The sequence below is a fragment of the Sphingomonas sp. Leaf67 genome (assembly GCF_001421965.1).
GTDB lineage: Bacteria > Pseudomonadota > Alphaproteobacteria > Sphingomonadales > Sphingomonadaceae > Sphingomonas.
In genome coordinates this window covers 105742-127699 of the sequence record NZ_LMLP01000020.1, presented here as the reverse complement: position 1 = coordinate 127699, position 21958 = coordinate 105742, and the positions used below count along the sequence as shown (strand labels likewise).

The 21958-nt window shown below is 66.2% G+C and carries 17 protein-coding genes; 10 read left to right on the top strand and 7 right to left on the bottom strand.

The genetic code is table 11. The features are described from left to right. The first annotated feature begins 581 nt into the window (after nt 1–581). The 10 genes from ASE90_RS11500 (at nt 582) to ASE90_RS11455 (ending at nt 11169) form a co-directional block, all read left to right on the top strand. Nucleotides 582–914 carry an ArsR/SmtB family transcription factor gene (locus ASE90_RS11500; RefSeq protein WP_056000495.1) on the top strand — a complete coding sequence of 111 codons (333 nt, stop codon included), beginning with the start codon at nt 582–584 and terminating at the stop codon, nt 912–914. Between the two features lie 11 nt (nt 915–925). Continuing rightward, nucleotides 926–1354: an arsenate reductase (glutaredoxin) gene (arsC, locus tag ASE90_RS11495; protein ID WP_082449747.1), complete on the top strand. Its 429-nt coding sequence runs from the start codon at nt 926–928 to the stop codon at nt 1352–1354. Continuing rightward, nucleotides 1354–2640, top strand: a complete 1287-nt coding sequence (locus ASE90_RS11490; protein WP_056000492.1) for an arsenic transporter — start codon at nt 1354–1356, stop codon at nt 2638–2640. Before arsC ends, ASE90_RS11490 begins: the two co-directional genes overlap by 1 nt. Continuing rightward, complete coding sequence (gene arsH / locus ASE90_RS11485) at nt 2640–3386, top strand: arsenical resistance protein ArsH (protein ID WP_056000488.1); 747 nt, start codon at nt 2640–2642, stop codon at nt 3384–3386. Before ASE90_RS11490 ends, arsH begins: the two co-directional genes overlap by 1 nt. A gap of 73 nt (nt 3387–3459) precedes the next feature. Beyond that, the gene (locus tag ASE90_RS11480; RefSeq protein ID WP_056000485.1) at nt 3460–3858 is read left to right on the top strand and encodes a VOC family protein; all 399 of its coding nucleotides are present in this window, start codon (nt 3460–3462) and stop codon (nt 3856–3858) included. 291 nt (nt 3859–4149) lie between these two features. Continuing rightward, nucleotides 4150–5154: an alpha/beta hydrolase gene (locus ASE90_RS11475; RefSeq protein ID WP_056000482.1), complete on the top strand. Its 1005-nt coding sequence runs from the start codon at nt 4150–4152 to the stop codon at nt 5152–5154. 597 nt (nt 5155–5751) lie between these two features. Beyond that, complete coding sequence (locus ASE90_RS11470) at nt 5752–6096, top strand: hypothetical protein (protein WP_156361551.1); 345 nt, start codon at nt 5752–5754, stop codon at nt 6094–6096. A gap of 247 nt (nt 6097–6343) precedes the next feature. Continuing rightward, nucleotides 6344–8740 carry a sensor histidine kinase gene (locus ASE90_RS11465; RefSeq protein ID WP_056000475.1) on the top strand — a complete coding sequence of 799 codons (2397 nt, stop codon included), beginning with the start codon at nt 6344–6346 and terminating at the stop codon, nt 8738–8740. Between the two features lie 4 nt (nt 8741–8744). Further along, nucleotides 8745–10832: a hypothetical protein gene (locus ASE90_RS11460; protein WP_156361550.1), complete on the top strand. Its 2088-nt coding sequence runs from the start codon at nt 8745–8747 to the stop codon at nt 10830–10832. Nucleotides 10833–10842: 10 nt separating this feature from the next. Then, nucleotides 10843–11169: a hypothetical protein gene (locus ASE90_RS11455; protein WP_156361549.1), complete on the top strand. Its 327-nt coding sequence runs from the start codon at nt 10843–10845 to the stop codon at nt 11167–11169. Here ASE90_RS11455 and ASE90_RS11450 read toward each other — a convergent pair whose 3' ends face one another. From ASE90_RS11450 to ASE90_RS19750, 7 genes are all read right to left on the bottom strand, one after another. Beyond that, nucleotides 11170–11967 carry a phosphoadenosine phosphosulfate reductase family protein gene (locus tag ASE90_RS11450; RefSeq protein WP_056000467.1) on the bottom strand — a complete coding sequence of 266 codons (798 nt, stop codon included), beginning with the start codon at nt 11965–11967 and terminating at the stop codon, nt 11170–11172. It lies immediately after the preceding gene. After that, entirely contained in the window at nt 11967–15353 is a 3387-nt protein-coding gene (locus ASE90_RS11445; RefSeq protein ID WP_156361548.1) for a hypothetical protein, read from the bottom strand. The genes ASE90_RS11450 and ASE90_RS11445 overlap by 1 nt, the downstream gene beginning before the upstream one ends. Continuing rightward, nucleotides 15350–16252, bottom strand: coding sequence for a DUF4007 family protein (locus ASE90_RS11440; protein WP_056000461.1), 903 nt, complete (start codon nt 16250–16252; stop codon nt 15350–15352). The genes ASE90_RS11445 and ASE90_RS11440 overlap by 4 nt, the downstream gene beginning before the upstream one ends. Continuing rightward, entirely contained in the window at nt 16249–17367 is a 1119-nt protein-coding gene (locus ASE90_RS11435; protein ID WP_056000458.1) for a cysteine desulfurase family protein, read from the bottom strand. The genes ASE90_RS11440 and ASE90_RS11435 overlap by 4 nt, the downstream gene beginning before the upstream one ends. Before the next feature lie 280 nt (nt 17368–17647). Then, complete coding sequence (gene mobF, locus ASE90_RS11430; RefSeq protein WP_056000454.1) at nt 17648–20524, bottom strand: MobF family relaxase; 2877 nt, start codon at nt 20522–20524, stop codon at nt 17648–17650. 16 nt (nt 20525–20540) lie between these two features. Then, nucleotides 20541–21260, bottom strand: coding sequence for a hypothetical protein (locus tag ASE90_RS11425; RefSeq protein WP_056000452.1), 720 nt, complete (start codon nt 21258–21260; stop codon nt 20541–20543). 508 nt (nt 21261–21768) lie between these two features. Then, complete coding sequence (locus ASE90_RS19750; protein ID WP_162235084.1) at nt 21769–21942, bottom strand: hypothetical protein; 174 nt, start codon at nt 21940–21942, stop codon at nt 21769–21771. Between the last annotated feature and the right edge of the window lie 16 nt (nt 21943–21958).

Sequence of the window (21958 nt, the reverse complement as noted above, 5' to 3'; positions counted from 1 at the left end):
CGATCGGTACGGATCAGAACGTCGCCCCGGACCTGTTTCGGGGCGGCGTTTTGCGCAGGCGCGGCCTTGCTCACCGGGTAACGGCGCGATCCGATGTCATGTGTGTCTGAGATATCGCTGGATGCCCCGTGAGGACTAGGAATTGCCCATAGTTGCATAGCAATACGTTGGCTACCCCGTCTGCCGTTTGTGAAATATTGCCCTCGAGGCGAGAATGAGTTTGGCTAACCTTTTATGCCTTGAGAGATGGGTAAGGAAGTCCGCAAACCAACGATCTGGCTGGACGGCGCGAGCATCGCGGGGAATAGTCGGCGTCCTTGCTAAGTTGGGCTGGTGACCGAGGTGCAGCCCTTCGCGCCCCGTTTTCAGCTCCCCACCTTCTGCCATCCATTCAGGTTGGCAGCGAAGGAGGTGCTGAGCCTCAGCCATTCCAGATGCCATGCAGGCTTTCCCGAAAACGATCCACAAACGGGACGCGCCAAGCCCTCCCGAAAGCTGTTGCGGGGTGAGTGGTGAGACGCCTGATCCACGATTGAGCGAGTGAGAGTAGCGCCACCCTATATATCTGTTATGCTGGATATATGGAAAGTGATTCGGCTATCGCTGCGCTTGGCGCGCTGGCGCAGGGAACGCGCCTGGATGTGTTTCGCCTGCTGGTCCGCCATGAACCGGCCGGACTGGCGGCCGGCGAAATTGCTCGGCTGCTCGATGTGCCGCAGAATACCATGTCAGCGCACCTCGGCATTCTTGCACGTGCCGGCCTGGTCCGCTCCGAACGCCATAGCCGGTCGATCATCTATCGCGCCGATCTCGACGGCCTGCGCGCATTGACGCTGTTCCTTGTCAAGGACTGCTGCGCCGGCTCGCCCGAACTGTGCGCGCCGCTCCTCGCCGAACTCGCCCCCTGCTGCTGAAAGGACGCCCCGTGGCCGTCGATATCGTCATCTATCACAACCCCGAGTGCGGCACGTCCCGCAACGCCCTCGCCATGATCCGCAATGCCGGCATAGAGCCGCATGTAGTCGAGTATGTGAAAACGCCGCCCTCGCGCCCGCTGCTGGTCGATCTGATCGACTGCGCCGGCATGACGCCCCGCGAGCTGCTGCGCGAGAAGGGCACACCATATGCGGAGCTGGGCCTGGGCGACACGGCGCTGTCCGATAGCGCGCTGGTGGATGCGATGATGGCGCACCCGATCCTCATCAATCGGCCACTGGTCGTCTCGCCGCTCGGCGTGAAGCTGTGCCGCCCGTCCGAAGCCGTCCTTGATCTGCTGCCAAGCGGCCAGCGCGCCGCGTTCGCCAAAGAAGACGGCGAACAGGTGGTCGATGCATCGGGCCAGCGCGTCGCCTGATGCTTCTTGCCGTCCTGATCTTCGTCGCGACGATCGCGCTCGTCATCTGGCAACCCAAGGGCCTCGGCATCGGGTGGAGCGCGATGGGCGGGGCGGTCGTGGCACTGCTCGCGGGCGTGGTCACCCTGTCCGACGTGCCGGTGGTCTGGGGCATCGTCTGGAACGCGACCGCCGCCTTCGTCGCGATCATCGTCATCAGCCTGTTGCTGGATGAAGCCGGGTTCTTCGAATGGGCGGCACTGCACGTCGCGCGCTGGGGCGGAGGGCATGGTCGCCGGCTGTTCGTCCTAATCGTCCTGCTCGGCGCAGCGGTGTCAGCGCTGTTCGCCAATGACGGCGCGGCGCTGATCCTGACGCCGATCGTCATCGCCATGTTGCGGGCGATGGGGTTCAAGGACAGGGCGACGCTGGCGTTCGTCATGGCGGCAGGGTTCATCGCCGACACCGCCAGCCTGCCGTTGATCGTGTCGAACCTCGTCAACATCGTGTCGGCCGACTTCTTCCGGATCGGGTTCGGGGAATATGCGTCTGTGATGGTGCCGGTCGACCTGGTGTCAATCGCCGCCACGCTGGGTGCGCTACTGATCTTCTTCCGGCGCGATATCCCGCAGGATTACGACGTGACCGCGCTGCGCGCTTCTGGTGCGGCGATCAGGGACGCCGCGACCTTCCGCGCCGGATGGATCGTCCTCGCGCTCCTGCTGGCCGGGTTCTTTCTACTCGAACCGCTCGGCGTGCCGGTCAGCGCCGTCGCGGCTGCCGGCGCGATCCTGTTGCTGGTGATCGCGGGGCGGGGCCATGTGATCCCGACGGCCAAGGTGCTGCGCGGTGCGCCGTGGCAAGTCGTGATCTTTTCGCTCGGCATGTACCTGGTCGTCTATGGCCTACGGAACGCTGGCCTGACCGATCATCTGGCGGCGCTGCTCGATCGCACCGCGCAAGGCGGGGTGTGGGGGGCGGCACTGGGGACGGGCGTGATCGCGGCCGTCCTGTCGTCGGTGATGAACAATATGCCGACCGTGCTGGTGGGCGCGCTGTCGATCGACGCTACGCACGCAACCGGCGCTGTCAGGGAAGCGATGATCTATGCCAACGTGATCGGCTGCGATCTCGGCCCCAAACTGACGCCGATCGGCTCGCTCGCGACGCTGCTGTGGCTGCACGTCCTGGGGCAGAAGGGCGTCAGGATCGGATGGGGCTATTATTTCCGGGTCGGGGTCACGCTGACCGTGCCTGTCCTGCTCATCACGCTGGCGGCGCTCGCGCTGCGAATTGGAATTGCCTGATGCCGCTGCGCGACCTTACCGACCCTGACCATCTGCCGGCACTCGATCGGCGTTACGTGCTCGATCGGCCCGCCCTTGGGCTGGGTGCTGGCGATCCGCCGCCCCGTATCCTGCTTCTCTATGGATCGCTTCGTGAGCGATCCTATTCGCGCCTGTGCATTGAGGAAGCGGCGCGGCTGCTCCGCTTCTTCGGCTGTGAGACGCGCATTTTCGATCCCGCTACGCTGCCGCTCCCTGACCAGCACGCCGGCGACGATCATCCGGCCGTCCACGAACTGCGCGAGCTGTCGATGTGGTCGGAGGGGCAGGTGTGGTGCAGCCCCGAACGCCACGGCCAGATTACCGGCATCATGAAGCTGCAAATTGACCACCTGCCGCTCAGCATGGGCGGGATGCGCCCGACACAGGGCCGCACGCTCGCGGTCATGCAGGTTTCGGCGGGATCGCAGTCGTTCAACAGCGTCAACAGCTTACGCGTGCTGGGCCGCTGGATGCGGATGGTGACGATCCCCAACCAGTCGTCGGTCGCCAAGGCGTTCAACGAATTCGATGATGCCGGCCGCATGAAACCGTCGAGCTATTACGATCGGATCGTAGACGTGATGGAGGAACTGGTGCGCTTCACCGTCTTGTTGCGCCCGCATACTGCGCAACTGGTCGATCGCTATTCGGAGCGAAAGGAAGCCGGGGTGCCGATCGACGCCGCCACGGACCTGTCCAGCATCGCGACCTCGCCGCAATCCTGACAGCTTTCCCGATTGGGATCCCAGATGGGAAGCGGGCGTTGGCTCTCCGTCGGGATCAGGGCATCATCGTCGGATGCCACAGCACCTGAACATGACCGCGCTCCTCGTCGACGAATATGACGCCGCACTCTCTTTCTTTGTTGGGAAACTCGGCTTCGAGGTGCGTGAGGACACTGCGCTGGGTGATGGCAAGCGATGGGTCGTGGTCGCGCCGCATGGCGCGGCAAGCGCACTGTTACTAGCACGGGCCGTCAACGACCGGCAACGTGATGCGATCGGCGATCAGAGCGGCGGTCGCGTGTTCCTGTTTCTCGAAACGGATGACTTTGCCCGTGACCACCTCGCCTACACGCAGCGGGGTATCCGTTTCGTCGAGTCATCTCGGACAGAACCATATGGTATCGTGGCCGTCTTCGAAGACCTTTACGGCAACCGCTGGGACTTGATCGAGCCTGCCACCACCAAAAGGTGATTCCCGTTTTCTGATGATGTTATGGGAATGTCTGGGCTTGGTGGGCAGCGGCCACTCATGCCCGGATGCATGGCGCGCTGTAAGCAGGCCTGCGAAGCCGCTTTTCGACAAGTCGAGGTCATGACATAATCTGCGCAATATTGTCGGGGTTGGGGGGGCTGCCTGATGAAGCGCGCGCGGTTGTTGTGCATGATACTTGCGGTCACGCTGACAATGAGTGGCTGTGCAAAGAAGCGGCCGGCAGCGCTGCCCCCTCCGCCCGCAACCACCGCCCCCCCAGCGGAAACTGTCGTGAACGATACCGGCAACGCATTTCTGGTCCACGTCGCTTATGCGACTGACCGCGCGCCCGGTCCGGTAGCCGGCAAGCTCCAGACCTTCCTCGGCACGCGAAGCGATCTGCGCTATGGGCACGCCACGGTCAGCATTCCCCGGACGCACGAAGCGGGCGAGGTCGAGCTTCCAAGTTGGTTTCGCCTCCAGTTCGAACCAGATCCGGCTAAGCATTTCACTGTCGCACAATCGGAGTTGCTAACCCCCGCCGCCTGGTCCGCCGACGTCCAAGCCAGGCTGCGGCAGTCGAAGCGCAAGGCGGCCCTTCTCTTCATCCATGGCTATAACGTGTCGTTCCCCGATGCGTTGTTTCGCACCGCGCAGATCCAGCACGACACCACGTTCCCCGGCCCTGCGGTGCTGTTCAGCTGGCCTTCGAAGGCGAAGACGATCGGCTACACCAAGGACGAGGAGGATGTGCAATGGGCAATCCCCCATCTAACCGAAGTGATCCGCCGGTTGCTCGCGATCGGCGATACCAATGAAATCTTCATCATCGCGCACAGCATGGGCAACCGCGTTCTCGTGAACACGCTTGCCGAACTGGGCAGAACGTCGCCGGCTGCGCGCGCTAAAATCAAGGAGGTGGTCTTGGCCGCACCCGACATCGATGCCGGCATTTTCAAGCGCGACATTGCGCCGAAGCTGCCGGCAGCGGCACAGCGCATAACCATCTATGCGTCCAGTCGCGATATGGCGTTGGCGGCGTCCGCCAAGGTCCATGGCTATGGCCGGCTGGGCGATACCAAGCCGTCGGTGACGATTGCACCTCCTCTGCAGACGATCGACGCCTCTGAGCTGCCCGCCGACATGCTCGGCCACTCCTACATTGGCGACAATCTCTCGGTGCTGGAGGACGTCCGTAAGATTTTCGCTAGCGGGGCGGCACCGGCACAGCGAGGCCTGCGCGCGGCCGGTCCGGCAAGCAAGCGCTATTGGCGGTTCGACGTGCCTAAACATTGAGCGAATCGAAGCGCGGGGCGAACTTTCCGACGGAAAGACATGGCGGTTCGGCAATTCATCGACAGAATGGGGCTTGGCACGTTAGGCAGCATATGGGCGAAAGCCGAACGGCAGCTTTGCCGGAAACAGCCCGTCGCGGCTTTCCCGAAAACGAACCTGCGATAGGAATGCCGCCGCGCCGATCCGCCTGACGGTAGCCTGCGGGATCTGCTTTCCCGAAATCTCTTCCCAAATGCATTTTCCCAAAACTATCGAATGAAGACGGAGTAACGGGAAAGCCGCGACCCTCTCAAGCGGTGCGTTTCGGAAACGCGATCAACACGGTGAGCGGCCAAAATCGTCCATGTCGCAATCAGTCGCCCAACCGCTGCGAAGACTTAAAAGCCGACGTTAGCGGCTGCTTCAGCGCTGACCGGAACCGGCTGTTGGTTCAATTGCCGCGGGGCGGCCTCGACTGCCCGGGTGCGGGCTGGCAGCTTTGCCTGATATCGGCGAAATGGCTTTAGTCGACTTCGGCAGCAAGCGCCGCGATCTTGCGTCTGCTGATCCCATGCCGACATTTAGACAGGGTTTAGCATTGGGAGATTAAAGTTGCGCGTGGAGCAGGCCGAGGTTGAGCACTATAGGGCTTACCTGAAAGACAAGTACCGGCCGCCGAGCAAGGGCGGCAACGCGGGTGCCTGGCACCAGCACGTCCTCAGAATAGGTGGAGAGAACTACTCTTTCCTGGCCGCGCATGCCGGCAAGTTCGTATTCAAGGGAGAGACGGTCAGTTTCGACTGGGATTGGGACGAGACGAAGCGCTTCCGTAATGTCGTTGTCGACAGCGTTGTAGCTCACCGGCGCGACGGCAGTCCAGTGGTCCGCGGCAGCCGCGGCGGCAAGGCATGGCGGATCGCGGAAACGCGCCTGCCCGCCCGGCGCAGTGAGTGGAAGGACTGAGGTTCACGGTCGGGCGGTCAGCGGATCTTCTTCGTCGGGGCAGTCGACGGTGTCGTATGCGGCGCCGGTCTCAGCCGCGTGTCTTAGCGCCCGACATGGCGGCAACTCGCCCGCGGGGATAGACCCGCGCCGGCATTGCAGGCATCATGTTGATTGACAAGGGGGACGCATTGCGCGACGAAGGCGGGATATTGATAACGGTCGGATCGCTTTCAGCACCGGTCAGCCCTGCCCGGAGCGCGGCGGTATGAAGTTCCGTGTCACCGCGCGCACGATCCTCCATCTGGGCTCCGACCTAATCAGTTCGGACGGGATCGCATTTTACGAACTAGTCAAGAACTCGCTCGACGCTAGGTCGCCCGAGGTGCGCGTCGACGTGCTGGTGCGCATGCCGTTTGAAACATACGATGAGCTGCTCCGCGAACTCGGTGAGCGCCGCGAGCCCAACGAGCGCGGCATCGCCAGGCCGTCGTTCACGCCGCGCAACTGGCGTCACCTGCGCGACACCGCAATCGACGCGGTCGACAAGGAGGCGCCGGAAGCTAATGAGCTAATCGCCGCGTTGCGCGACGCGGACAACAAGCGCGAGTTCGTGGCGGCCCTCCGCGAGGCGAACCGGATCGACGTCGACGACGACGGTACTGGCATGAGCGAGGCCACGCTGGAGCGGGTCTATCTCACAATCGGGACCGGCGAGCGCGCACGCGAGCGCGACCTGCAGGCCTCCCGTCCGCCGGTAGAGGGCGAAGAAGATCACGTCATCCTAGGCGAGAAGGGCTTGGGGCGGCTGTCCGCCATGCGGCTCGGCGACAGCATGGAAGTGATCACCGCGACGGCTGCCGATCCAACCTGGAACGTGCTCAACATCAACTGGAACGATTTCGCGGATGCCGGCGACGAGGACATCTCCTCGATCGACGTTAAACCGGAGGTCGGGGCGAAGAAGGATGCCGACCGCCACGGGACGCTGGTCAGGGTCACAGCGCTGACCTCCGTGTGGACATACGACAAGCTGGACGCGCTGGCCCGCGAGCACTTCTCAAAGCTCGTGGATCCGTTCAGCCGCCGCAAGCTGCCGCTGAAACTCACGTTCAACGCGATCAGCGTTGAAATCCCCCCTTTTTCCAGCTTCATCCTGGATCACGCCCACGGGGTGTTCAACGCGACGCTGGAGTGGGACAAATGGGGCAGGCCCGTGCTGTCGGGCATGATGGACTACCGGCTGCGCAAACGCAGGCGGCCGTTTGAGTTCAAGGGCGTGGAGATCTCCACGCTGGCTGGAGAAGCGTCTGCCGAAACGCTGAAGCGAATGGGGGCGTTCAAGCTGGAGGTCTACTGGTTCAATCGCCGCGTCCTCAAGAAGATCGAGGGCATCGGAGATTTGGCAGCCGTTCGCCGGCTGCTGGCCAGCTGGGCCGGCGGGGTGTCGCTCTACCGCGACGGCTACCGCGTCAATCCCTACGGTGGACCGAAGGACGATTGGCTGGACCTCGACCGCGACGCCTTCTCAACGAGCGGGTTCAAGCTTAACCGCGGCCAGATCGTAGGACGCGCGCTCATCTCGAAGGCCGGCAACAAGTACCTGGTGGACCAGTCGAACCGTGAGGGGCTGAAGGACACGCCTGAGAAGGAAGCGTTCGTTAGCCTGCTTGGCGCGACGATGGAGTATTTCCGCGGCTTCGTGGTCCAAGTCGACGACGAGATCAATCGCGCCAACCGGGTCAAGGCGACCGACGCCTTGGACCGGTTCCGCGCGGAGGATGCGCGGCTCGAAGAGATCACGCCCGCCCTCCTGGCGCTGCTGCAGTTGTCGCCCGAAGGTCGCCGTCTCTCCAAGCAGGTCAGGGAGGCGATTGCTTCGCTGCGCGAGGCGGCGTCGGACGTCGAGACCGCTTCGCGGGCGTCTGAGCAGGAGCGCGGGCGGGTCATGCACCTCGCCAGCGTCGGCCTGCTGATCGAGATACTGGCGCACGAGCTCTACCGGGCGACCGCCGGGGGTCTGAAGACGATCGCCAGCGCGCGCACCTCATCCGATCCGAAGATGACCGGCATCCAGCTCCGGGTGCTCGACGCGCAGCTGCGCACGCTCCAAAAGCGGCTCAAGGTGCTCGATCCGCTATCGACGAACGCGCGGCAGACTAAGGAGGAGTTCGACCTGGGCGACTGGGTGACGGACATCGTCGAGGGCTTCGCCGCGCAGAACTCCCGAGCGGGCATCGAGTTCGAGACGAGCGTGTCCCCGCGCGGCTCGCACCGCAAGGTCCGTGCGGTGAAGGGCATGTTCGTCCAGATCGTCGAGAACTTGCTCTCGAACTCGGTCTACTGGATCAAGCAGCAGGACAAGTACGAGCGCAGTGTGGTAGAGCCGGAGGGCGACGGCCCGATCGGCACCGTCCGCGTCCTGGTCGAACCAAACGAGGGCCGCGTGACGGTCACCGACGACGGGCCCGGCATCCCGGAGGATCGCCGCGAACTTGTCTTCGAGCCGTTCTTCACGACCAAGAAACAGAAGCAGGGCCGTGGGCTGGGCCTCTACATCGGTCGCGAGATCGCGGCCTACCACGGCGCCAGCCTGACGTTGGGCGACGCCGACGACGACGGCTACATCCACTCCGTTATCCTGGAACTCGGAAACGATGACTGATCCCGTGGCAGAGATCGCGGCCCCCGCCGCCGCCGAGCAGGAGCCGGTGGCTCCGGATTTCGCCGCGATCGCGATGATCGACGACGACCTTCGACCGCTTACACTGGAGCGGGTGCCTGAGGACGATCGGGACGCGGTCGTCGCGTTCCTTGCCGACGCCGACGTGCTTGAGGACCTGCAGGCTCGGGGTATGAGCGCCGATCAGGTTGCGGCCGCGCCAAACGCCGCCCTCGAGGCCTTGACGAGGCCCGACCTTGCCCACGGACTGGCCTTCGCGAAGATAGGCGACGTTTCGGCCCGCACGCAGGACCTGGTCGACCGCCGCAGGTCGATGCGGCAGATCGCCGAATCAATCCGGGAGACCGGCGGGTGCACGGTGGCCGAGTTCGGTCCCGACGACGACCTGGCCGGGATCGACAAGTTCGATATCGTCTTCATCGACTACTACCTGGACGACAAGGTCGAGAACGGCGAGCGCGCCGAACAGATCGCCGGCCAGGTCCACGAAAAGCGCGACGTGTCGCGCAGGCAGCAGATCGTGCTGATGTCGACTAAGGAGGGCGTGCGCGCAATGCGCGCCAACTTCAGGCGCAACGCGAACATCGAGGCGGCGTCGTTCGCGTTCGTGTCGAAGCTGGACCTGGACGAGGACTGGAAGGTCAAGGCGCACCTGGACATGCTCGCCCGCGGGATGCAACACTCCGAGGCGCTCGGCGGCTACATCAATGCGGTGAAGGCGAGCGCGAAGGCCGCCGCCGACGCGCTTACGACCACGATCGACGACCTGGACATCGGCGATTTCGCTTACATTCAGCGCATCGCGTTGCACGAGGACGGCCATCCACTGGGCGACTATTTGTCCTGGCTGCTATCCTCCCAGCTGACGGCCGTCGCGTTCGAGACCGGCCTGCGCGAGCAGCAGGCGGTGATCGACGCCCTGGAGTTCCCCGTCGGGCCATTCAGCCCGGCCGAGCCGTCGGTCGCGGTCGCTTCACTCTATCACAACGCGCTCTTCGCCAGGAACCTGGGCAAGCTCGGGGGTCATCCCCGGGCCACCGAGGATTCCCCTATCGCGGACGTCCCTTTCGTGCAGCTCGGCGACGTGTTCCTGACCGCGGACCGCGGCAGGTCGGTCGTGATCCTGAGCCCCGACTGCGACCTGGCCTTCTCGACGCACGGCCGGCCGCCGGATCGAAACATGAGCGTAATCCTCATGTTCGGCGACCCGAACACCGTGACGACGCCCGCCGACAAGGCGACCGACGCCTCGACCGAGGGCATGGTGCAGGGCACCGAGGTCTACCGCATCGACTGGCGCTTCAACACGTTCCGGACGGTGCCTCTCGGCGAGCTGACGCAGTTCCTGCAGGACGGAGGGTTCGAGCTCGGCAACCGCGATCGCCTGCGTCCGATCTACTCGATCAAGCTGCAGCACGAGCTCGGCAGCCACCTGACACGCGTAGGCCCACCGGTGATGCCGCCCATCTCGAAGCACGCGCGGGCCAAGATCCGCTACCGTTCGGTCGACGGCGTTTCCGAGAACACGCTGGACGCCTCTGAGGTCGTGGTGTCGCACTTTAAGAAGAAGAGCACCGTCATGCTGACGCCGGCGCTCATCTCGAAGCTGAAGCTCGCGTGTCGTGACCACCTGGAGCTGCTCCGCACACAACTCGAGGCCATGCCTGAGGTGACCGCGGAGGACCAGAAGGCCCGCAAGCCGCTCGCGGCCAAGGTCCAGGCGCTCGCGACGCAGATCGACGGGTCGGACACGTGGATTAAGCTCTTCGGCGACAAGCCGCTTCCCGCGGAGGGGAAGTGCGATCGCGTCGGCGGATGCGTCTACATCGCGCACGGTGCCGGATGGGTGCATCCTGGCCCGCCGGCGGTGGTGCTGGTCATCGGCGAGCCGGCCTACAGCGGAAACGGGGACGCGCAGGATGGCGGCAACCCGGCGGACGGCGGCGACGCACCGCCTCCGCCCACCGGAGCGCCGATAGGCTTAGCACCGGCGGCTGCACCGGAAGTCGCGCTGGCCATGCGCCCGGTGCGGCGTGCCGAGGCCAGGGCGAAACCCGCACCCCGAGACGCCTAGGCGCAGGGCCGTGCCCACCTACCTTATCTCGATCGGCGACGACCGGATGCTTGGCCTTTGTACCGGCGACGATCCGGCCCATGCCATCGGCGCCTATTACGCCGGGCTCGACGCCTACTGCGAGCCCTCGGACGAGTTGACCGAGACGTTCAGCGTCGCCACGCTTGAGGTGCCGGCCGCGTCGGTCGCCGCCGTCGAGGCGCTGCTAGACGAGGACGAGGCGGGCGACACGTTGCCGGAGATCGAGGAGGTTGTCATGGCAGCCCATCCCTCTCAATGGCAGGTCGTCGACGTGGTGATCGAGGGCGGCAGGCGCTCGGCCTCGCTCCGCAGCTGACTACAGCTGGCAGATGAGGCAGCCTTCCGGCTCCTCCTCCTCGAACTCCGCGCCTGCCAGCACCGCCGACAGCGGCAGGTTCGCCCGCTTAGCCGACTTCCTCGCGGCGGCCGCCTCCCAGTTCCGCTCGATCTGCTCCATCCGTTCGGGCCGCTCGAGTTCCTTGAGGGACTCGCGGCTGCACCAGGTGAAGCCATCGCTGACCAGCGCGCTGCGCTCCTCGTATTCCTTGGCCCGCTCGAACAGATCCGGGTGCCGCCGCTTGAGGCGGACCCACTCGATCTTCTGCTGGTAGAAGCAGAAGTAGCAGCCTGAACGGGAGCGGCCCCACTCCATGTATGGCGGCAGCCCCAGGCCACTGTCCTCCAGGATGCGGATGACGTCCGCGCGCACCAGCCCGTCCTCTTGGAAGGGGTAGACGGCGGTGATGTTTGGCTTCGTGCTGATGTAGCCCGTCCGCTTCTCGTCGGCGCGCAGGCCCACGTAATTGATGCAGGGGTCGTCGCCGATGTAATTCTCGAACGGCTTCAGCTTCAGCATCTTCGTGCACCACCGCCTGTGGTTTGACGGCAGCATGTCGCCATACACCGCGAGCCAGTGCTCGAACGTGTCCTCGGGCGTCGTTCGCGTCACGGGGCGGCCGAGAATGCTCTCCAGCCGCGCCATGTAGTCGTAGGTCTCGGGCAGCTCCTTGCCGGTGTCGTGGAAGATGTACTCCATGTCGGGCACGCGGTCGCGGAGATAGACCGCGAGCGCAGCGCTGTCCTTGCCGCCCGACAGGCTGAGGATGTGGCGCATCACGCGCGTTCCTTCCGCGAAGGCCGTTCGGCGGTCTTGGCCGCTTCGCCGCGCATGCCCTCGAGCGCAAGCAGCGCGGCGACGGTGTCGAGGCTGAGGTTGGCGCCCTCGGCGAGCCGCTCGATCGCGCCCATCGCCTCCGACTGCGCCTCGTCGAGCTGGCCGACGTCGACGATCACGGCGCGCTCCTCGCCGTCGACGCGGGTGAGCGACACCCGCACGGCGTTGCGCATGGTCTCGGTCTCGCCGAACGCCGCGGCCTCCACGCGGAGGAAGTGGGCGGCGAGCTCGGCCAGCTGCGAGCGCCAGATGTCCACGTCGTGGTCGAGCCACCGCACCGGGGGCTTCCCGAGCACCGCGCCGCCGAGCGCCTCGGTCCACTGGTCCTCGCCCTGGCCCGTGTCGGCCAGCCGGAGCGCGAACGTCTTGAGCGCCTGTCCCTTAATCCGGAAGCCGAGCGCTGCGGCTCGCTCGGCGAGCGCGGCCCGATCCGGCGCCCCGAGTGCCGACAGCGTCTCCGAGCGCATCCCTTCCAGCAGCGTGGGATAGCAGCCGCGGAGCTGTTCAACCGCGTCGTTCAGGCGGCTGACGAAGTCGGCGGCCCGTTCCGCGTCGGGCTGCGCGCTGGGTGCGAACGGCTCGACGCCGCACGCCGCAGGCAGGTCGGCGAAGATGAGGTCGATCGGGCTTCGCGCCTGGGACAGGGCGCGGCGGACCGCCTTCGCCTGCGGGCCGAGCGCGGACGAGTGCTGGACGTGGAACGGCAGGTCGACACCGAAGCGGATGAGCGGGTCGACCACCAGCCGCAGCCCCGATTCCTCCGGCACGCGGTCCAGCAGGACGGTGAGGCGGTGGAAGACGTCCGCGCGCACGCCCTCGAGCGACACCCACTGCAGTGCGAAGTTCTCCGGTGCCTTCAGGATGCGCATGAAGGCCGCGCCGTCGAGCTTCGTGCAGTAGGTGCCGCGTTCGAACAGCGCGACGCGGTGCCCGGCGGCGACCAGCGTGATCGCCAGAAGCAGTGGGGAGAGGCCGCGCCGGACGCCCCACGGTCTCCCCTCGACCAGGGCGTAGAGGTCAGGCAGTGCGACGCGATCGCCGTCCTTCTCGAGCCGGCTGCGGATCGTGCCGAGCGCCGGCAGGAGGTTGAGCGGATCGTCCCCGTTCAGCGGCGGCAAGATCGACCAGCCGCCGCCGTTCTCGCGGTGCACCCTTCCCCGGCGCAGGAGGGAGAGGAAGAGCGCGCGTTCGGGCGGGTTCTTGCCCGGCTTGAAGCCGAGTTCGGGATCGTGCGCCTTGTCGAACATCAACTCGATCAGGCGCTGCCTGGCGCCCGCGCCGGCGCTGGTCAGGGCGTGGCGGTTGACAAGCTCGTTCTCGATCCGTGGCGCGTCGCGGTAGGCCTCGTCGCAGAGCGAGGAGACCAGCGTGTGGACCGGCCGGGCCAGCTCGACCGCCTGTCCGCCCAGATACACTTCGACGGACATGGTCGGGGCCTGGCCGCGCAGGCCGATCCCAGTCTCGACGGCGGCGACGAGGTGGGTCTCAAGGTCGGCGATGGTGCGCTCGATCTCCGCCATAGCGAAGGCGTCCTCGCGCAGCTCGGCGGCGTTAGCGGCGATCCAGCGGTGGCGAAGCAAGTCGACCATCGTCGAGCCCAGCTCCGGCATCGGCGGGACGACGATGGCGATCGCCGTCTCGTCGTTGCCGGTCACCTCCTGGCTCCAGGCCAGCGCCATGAGGCGGTCCTCGCTGTCGGCGCACAGCACTGCAACAACGACGCCATCGGCGTCTGGATGCCGGCCGTTCCCGGCGAGGCCGGCCGCGTGCGTGCACCTGATGGCGAACCGGCGCGTGGTGCCGCGGGTGACCGAGTGCCTGCGAGCAAGGACGTGCGGCCGTATTGGCAGCGCGGTGAGATGCCTTGGCAGTTCGCGCAGGATGCCGCGGGCCTCGATCTCGCGCTCGGCCTCGACCCAGATGGCAGACAGGTCGACGCGGCGGCTGGTCCATAGCCGCAGCTCGGCCCGGCCGGGACGGCGGAAGACCAGTCCACCGGCGATCAGCCGCTCGATCGCTTGGTCGACGTCGGTGCCGGCCAGCGACGGGGCGAGCGCGGCGCGCACGCTGTCGGTGGTGGCGGGCAGGTCCGGCGCATCGAGGAGGTTGAGGATGCCGACGGTCTTCAGGACGTCGGTCTCGATGGCGTCGGCGTCGACGGCCCGGTCGAGCACCGCCCCGATGCGGTCCCATTCGCCTGCTCCAGCACGCGAGGTCAGTCGGTGTCCGAAGGAGGACGCGACGTAGTCGAAGAACCGGGGGATGCCGTAGAGGCCACCGTCGGGCCTCGTGGCGGCAGCGAACGCGCGCAGGCCGTTCGGCTCCTCGCTGGCGGCGAACCCAAACAGCGAGCGCTCGTTCTGGCCGAAGGTGGCGAAGAAGCGGGCCATGACGGGGATCGCGGCAGGATGCAGCGGCCACGCGCCGGCGTTGCCAGTCGCGTTGCGCGGGCCGAGCCAGCCGAGCGCGCGGATGTCGCGCACGGCCTTCACGTGCGACTTGCGCACCTTGGGCGGGATTGCGTCGGCGTCAACGTCGAGCGCGGCGGCGAGCAGCGCGGCTGTGTGCGAGAGCGGATGGTCGAACACCATCTCCTCGAACCGCTCAGCGACCTTCTCCCATTCGCTGCGGCGGGCGGTCCGCCAGTCCTCGGCGTAGGACTGGAACCCCTTGTGGAGGATGAGCACGACGCCGAGCGGCGCCTCGCCGGATCGCGCGGCGGCCTCGGCGAGCGCCTGCAGCCGGAAGACGTCGAAGCCCTCCTCCTCGCTGGCGGCCTCTAGGAACTTGCCCATCTCGTCGATGACGACGAGCAGGCCGTCGAAGCAGCCGGTCGCGCGCAGCGCGTCACGCAGCGCGGTGATCGCCGCGAACGGGTCGTCGATCGCGCGGATCGTCCCGCTCCACGATCCGTCGATGCCCGCGCCGGACGCGACGACAGCCTCGATCGCGGCGCTGAGCGCGGCCGCGAGGCCGTTGCGCGATCCGGTAACGAGCAGTGGGAACATGCGAGGCGTGCCGCCAAGGCGGTACGCGAGCGCCCGCATCGGCATCGCGTCGTCGCAGACGCGCGGGTCGAGGGCCTGGACGAGCGCCAGCGCGAGCGCGGACTTGCCGACGCCGAAGTCGCCGATGATGCGCCAGGCGCGGCGCGTAGATCCGGCGCGCATGCCGGACAGGATCTCACCAGCGCCGCGCTCGAGCCAGGGTGTGAGCACAAAGGAGCGGCCGGCGGTCGGATCGGCCGCGTCGCGCTCCAGCGCGACCGAGCGGTAGAACATCGCGGGGGAGCCCAGGATGTCGGCGATCGTGGATGGGCGGCTCATGCGTAGGCCTCCCTAAGGAAGTGGTCGGGATCAGGTGGGACGACGGCGGTCACGATGCCGGCGTCCCCCGACGGTCGATAGGACCACTGCGCGGTCGAGCGCTCGAGATGGTCGCGCAGGTCCTCGGCTTCCAGACGCAGCGTGGCGCCAGGCGAGCCCTCGCCGTGGGCCAGGTCGCGGAAAGTGACCACGGCCTCGCCTGCGCGCCGCGCGTGCCAGTAGCTCGCGATCGCGTAGTCAACCACCGGTCCGCCGATCTGGGCCAGAGGGACGCGGTCGAGCGCGAAGACCGGCTCGATGCGTTCGGTGCCGCCGCGCCGGCGACCGAGCCGCCGCAGGATGCCGAGGTCGACCAGCGGGCCGTCGAGCGCATCCTCGGGTGACGAGGGGCTGAGCGAGCCTAGGTAGGTGTGGAGGAAGGCGTCGGCGTGCTGCAGCAGCGTGACGTCGGAATGCGCGAAGCCGAGCCGCTCGCCCTCGGCGCGCATCTCCGCGAGCAGTTCGGAGCGGGTGAAGTCGACGCGCATGCGGCGGTAGAGGATGTGGCGCCAAGCGAAGAGCGGGTTCTGCACCGCCGTACTCAGCCGCCAATGCAGTAGCCACTGCGTCTCCACCCGCTCGATGTAGGGGTCGAGACCGCCCTCGCCGAACACGGCTTGGCCGAAAGGTAGCAGCTCCCACTGCCCGGACTTCGCTGACGCCACGTCGAACGCCTCGAGCCAGAATCGCAGCGCCCGGACCATGTTCTTCCCGAGCCCGAGCTCCAGGATGGACCGTTCGTCGTCGGACAGCGCGGCGGCATCCCAGCCGATCAGCTTCACAGCCTTCGGCAACCACGCGAAGCGGCACGCGAACGTCTCGTGGCCGCTGAACCGAGGCCGGACGGCGACGGCGTTCACGCGCGCCGCCTCGCCGGTTCTGCGGTCAGCGCCGCCGCGATCATCGCGCCGGCCGCGTCGATCTCGTCCTCCGTGTTGAAGCGGCCGATCCCGATGCGGACCGCACCCTCCCGGACCCAGTCCTCGACGTCCATCGCCGACAGCACGTGCGACGGCCCGGCGACGCCGGACTGGCAGGCCGCGCCCGTCGACAGGTCCACCCGCCCCCACAGGCGCGCGACGGCGGCTTCGCCGGGCAGGTGCGGCGTCGATACGTGGAGGCTGCCCGCGATCCTGGACGAGGGCGCCCCGTTGACGCGGAGGCCTGGAACTGCGTCGACCAGTTGCGCCTCGAGCGTGTCGCGCAGCACGGCTATTCTAGCCTCGTCCGCTTCGCGCTCGGCGAGCCGCAGCGCGAGGGCGTGGGCAAGCGCGGTAGCGGCTGGCCCGTCTGGGCTGCCGAAGACCTCGTGGGCCAGGTCGGTCGCCGCCTTCGACAGGGTGCCGATGAGCGCACCGGCCCTGCGCGGACCATACATCTTGGCACCGCTGACGACCGTCAGATCGCCCGGCTGGAAGTCGATTCGACCAGCCGCCTGGCTCGCATCGACCAGCGTCCGCGCACCGCGGGCGTCCGCCATGGCAATCACCGCGGTGAGGTCGGTTACGGTCCCGACCTCGTTGTTCACCGCCATTGCGCAGAGCAGGTCCACGCCCTCGGCCAGCACCGTCTCGACCGAGTGCAGGCGCGGCGCGCCGGAGGCATCCACGGGGATGACCGTTACGTGGACCCGGCCGGCACGCTCGGCCCGACGAAGAGCCGCCAGCAGCGATGGGTGCTCGACAGCGGTCGCCGCGATGCGCGCGACGCGGCTGCCCGCGCGCGCGACCGCGTCCTCGACCGCCAGCCACAGCGCCGCCGACGCGCCAGGCGTGAACGTGACTTCCTGAGCGTCGTCGCCGAATGCAGCCGCGACCGAGCGTTCCGCCGCGGCGACACTGGCATGCGCGTCAGCGCCACCCCTGTGCTCGGCCGAATTGGCGTTGGCGCTGTGCTCCGACATTGCCGCGCGGTGGCGTTCGGCAACGCGCGGGTCGATGGGCGTCGCTGCCAGGTTATCGAGATATATCGTCAATCGCTTTAGGCCTGCCAAATTTTTGCGACGCTACACGCTGGTGCATTTTGGGTCATCAGATGATTTCAGCCGCGCTGGCAAAACTTGAAGATTTCTGTTCTCCGTCGCTCGCCGGGTGCACTGTCGACCTCCCATTGGGAAGGGCAACTATCGGGGCGGCGAGTTCCTTCCACGAACGCCCGTGTTGAGGCGATAAGCCGCCGATCCGCTGTCGGTGAACGAAGGGACGCTTACCTCAGCGGCGCGTTCCAAACCGGACGTGCCACTTTCCAACCAATTGCTACATTTCCAGTCCTATCGAGCGTTCCCGCACTCTCCCGGTCATTTCGAGCGCAATATGCTTTTCTGGCGCGCGGTCGCTCCTCGTAATGGCTTGTCGGACAGTCGATGCTTCCATTTTGGCACCATCCCGACGCCCGGCAACCTGCTCTAACCGTATGGCATCGTCCACGACGAGCGTAACACTCTCTCGCACGCGAGTGGCCAACACCCTCATCAGGCTGATCGAAATTAAGCGTCCCTCACGGCTGTCGGCAACGATGATACCCCGATCACTTGTCGCGCCTTGGGCGGCATGAGCACTGGTGGCGTAGGCAAGATCGATCCGCCTCAGCATGGGGTCCTGCGGCGCAAGCTCGATCTGGTCGCCGGTGCTGGTTTCGATCAGCAGCGCGTCCGGCCGAACCTCCCGCAGGATCGCGGTGTCAGCGTTGATCAGGCCGCGAGAATGATCGGTGCTGGTCCAGCGCAATTGATCGCCAGCGAAAAGCGTCAACTTGCGCAACTCATACACCCGCACCGCATCCTCGATGCGATTAGGTGCCAGCTTGCCCGGCCGATAGCATTGTTCGACGCCGCTGCGCCTTTGCAACGTGACGACTCCGCGTTCCGAGCGAACCACAAGCGCCAGCCCGCGCTCGATACCCTGACTCGGCAAATCCTTCGCAAACTCCACGATGCGGCCGGGGGTGTAGTGGTGCGCCATCCGCTCTTCCTCGCGGCTTAGGTGAACGGGATCGTAGACTGACAGTCGCGCCGGCGTATCGCCCAACTCGCCGTTCGCGATCCTCAATCGTTGCACCTCGCTGTTTACATCAGCCCGCAGCTGGCGACCGGAGGTGTAGATGCCGGTGCGCGCGCGTTCGTCAGGTGAAAGGGCTATCCACATCCGCGCGACGGTCTCGGCACCTTCGCTTGGTGCCTCAACGGTGTCCGCTTTCAACAGCGCCATCAACTCGCCGACACGGCCGGCTTGCGCGGCGGCATGGATCGCGCGCATCTCGTCGTTCGCGGCACGCAGGTTCGTCGGCATGAACGCCGTGTCGCCGGCACGCTGGACGATGTTGAACGGCCGCCCGGCTTCAACCGCTCCAAGTTGGCGACTGTCCCCGACTAGCACGAGCCGGCCGAGCTCATAGCGATTGGCGACGTTGACAAGCCGCCGCATCGCGTCGTTGCCGAGCATCGACGCTTCATCGATCACTACGACCGCGCCCCGGAGCGCTGCAACCGATCGCCCCTCATGCTGGTCGGTCCGATCGCGCCCATCATGCTCGTGTAGGAACGAGGCGACGGTCCGCGCTTCGACGCCGGTATCCTGCCCGAGCCGCCGCGCAACCGTATTCTGCACAGCCAGTCCAAGCACGGCGCGCCCTTCCTCGGCAGCGATCGCCAGCGCTGGCTTCAGCATCGACGATTTGCCAGCGCCAGCCACGCCCTGAACCGCGACGATCCGATCCGCGCTCGATAGGATGCGGGTCGCGGCGCTCATTTGCCCAGCGTTCAAACGGCGCCCGTCCGCCCGCGCAGCTGCGGCAACACGCTCCTTCGCTTGGGTCTGTTCCAGAACAGGGGCCACAGCCCCTTTGCCGTCGACCACACCATCGACAATCGCCTGCTCGGTCGCCAGTGCAGCGGCGGTCGTCATCATCCGCCCGTCAGCGCCCGTGATCAGCAATCCGCGACCAACCAGCGTTGCCATCCGTTGCTCGACCGCAGCCGCACCAACCGGCGCGCCCATATCGAGCGCAGTCTTCAGCACCTCCCGCGCCGGAAAGGCAGCCTCATGCTCGGCCAGATGCCGAACCGCCGAAGCGACCGCGTGCGCCGCTGCGAAGGCCGTTGGGTCCAACCGCCCGGTCCGCTCCGGCACCAACGGGTCCGGCGCCTTCACCCGAATGCCAAGCCGCTCGGCCAGCGCCAAACCTTGAGCACCGACACCACGCGCGCCATCGACCAACCGCCGCCAGGCCGTTGGACTGCGAGCCGCAATCCGGCTCGCCTCCGCCACCATCGCCGGCAGATAGATACCGGCCTTCTCCGCCCGAGCTGTCCACTCTCCGCGCAAATCGACCCGGTCGATCTCAACGGGTTTGGCGGCCCGGGTACCAAGCGTCACCGCCGACCGGGCCTCAGGCGTCTGGTGCTTCATGCCCTTCATCGCCGCGTCGATCTCGGCAGACCGGATTGAAAACCGCTCGATCACCTCGCGAGGGATGCCCGAAATTTCGAACTGACCATGCTTGGCAACGCGCTCGGTCGCATAGCCAAGCGCCTCAACCCGCTGTCGCAGGTCCGCGTTGTAGACCGAGGCGGCGGTCGAATAGCCTTCCCACAACACGTCGTTGTGAACTGCCCGCCACTTGCCGTCCGGTCCCCGCGTCGCGTTGGCGATGATGGCGTGAATATGCGCCTGCGGATCCAGCGCCCGGCTCGTGTCGTGCTGGAACAGCGCGACGACCAAGTTGCCCGATCGCACCGTCTCCTGCGAGCCGTCCTTCGCTACCCGCGTCTCGGCAAGGTTGCGCTCGATCCATCCGACTGTCGAGCGGACCGATGCCATGTGCGCCGCCAGCAACCGCGCGTCACCGCCAACATAGGCCAGCAACGACATCGATTTCGGCGCGGAGAAGGTGAAGTCCATGCCAGCACGATGCTTGCCATTCGCCCCGGCCGGAATCGTCGCGCCATTGGGAAGCTCACCCCGCAACACCGCTTCGAACGGTTCCCGGCCAACCTCTCCGATCAGCCCCAGATGCGCAGCCCCTTCGCCAACCCACAGGCTCGCCTCGGTCGCCTGCCCATCGGTGTAGTAGTTATCGGCGGCATAGTAGCTCGCCGCGCCGGAAGCGGACCGGACGACCGCGGGCGTCAGCATGGCGGCCGTCCGGACGTCACCGAACGATGCCCTGCAACAACTCGCGCTCGCGCCGCTGCCCGGGAACGTAGATCCGGCACGGCTCGAGCTCGCGATAATCGCTGCCCTTGCCGGCGCGCTTGGCACAGGCGAACAGCCGCTTGCGGTTGTCCGGAATGTTGGCGGTAGCGAACAGGTAGCGGGTGATATCGTCCTCACCCGCGTGCCGGTTCAGCAACATCACGCCCGCGCCATACCCGTCACCGCGCATCCCAAGCGCGGCCAGTGCGATCTTCTCCGCAACGATGCCATCACCGGGGACCAGCAACAGCACGGCGAGCGCCGCGATAAAGCCGATCAGCATACCGAGCCCCGTCGAGCCTTCGAACGCGTAGCGTTGCCGACGGCGCGGCGGCGGTCCGCCGTCTACGGTGGGCTCCGCCTCCAGCACGCGGACCGGGCGGGGCGCCAGTTCGATGGGAGCCGGCGGCGCGGGCTCGTCGCGTACCGCCGGCACTGTCGCCTCTGACGGTGCAGGCAACGACTGCAGAGCGTCGTCGGAATCAGGACGCGGTTCCATGGCCATCGCCAGATACCGCTCGACCAGCGCGCTGAACGATATGCCTTCCTGAGCCGCTTCGTCCTGCAGCATCGCATAGCGACCCGGCGCGAACGAGATCGATTTGCCGAGCGCCTTGCGTCCGAAACTCATGTGTCCCCCCTGAGCGCCGCCGCCGAGCATCCGGTCGTCGGGCAACGCGGCGGGGGCAGGGCACCCTCATACTCGGCTCGATCGCGGACGCGCCACAGCGCACCCATCCAAGCATCAAGCACGCCTAGGTGGTCCGCGATGGCGCGATCGATGTCCCGCGCGACCGCTTCGTTGGGGCAGGGGCAAGCCGCGTCCGTGGCTGCCTCAGAGGCGCAAAGGGTCGTTCGCACTGGTTCGTCCTGTGATTGCTGCCGCCCGTCCGCCGGGGGTCACGACGGTCAGGATCGACAGAAATGAGCGATACGCAAGTGGATCGACGGCGCCGAAAAGTATCCAACAATCCGTTGTTGGCGAACGTACGCAGCTGCCTGCCGAGTTAGTAACCGGCCGCAACGCTGCAAAAACAGCCACTTACCACTGCTGAACGCAGCGTGATGTGTGCTTCCTGACCCCCTACAATCGTCGTGGCAGAGCGTTCGGTTGCTTGTCGATTGTTCGAACAGGATCGCAGTTTTCGATGGGGATCGATCCGGACTGCCGTCCGGAATGCAGCTTACTTACTGCCTGCTTCTAGCGCCTGCGCGACCAGACGACGGATCGCTTCCGCACGGGGCGGAATGTCCGGTTGGGTACGGCGCCAATCGTCGATTTTTGCGAGCCAATCATCCGAGGCGCGCATCTGGAATACTCGATCGTTCTTCAGAGCCATGTACGGCGTGTAGGTCATGTATTGACACTACACA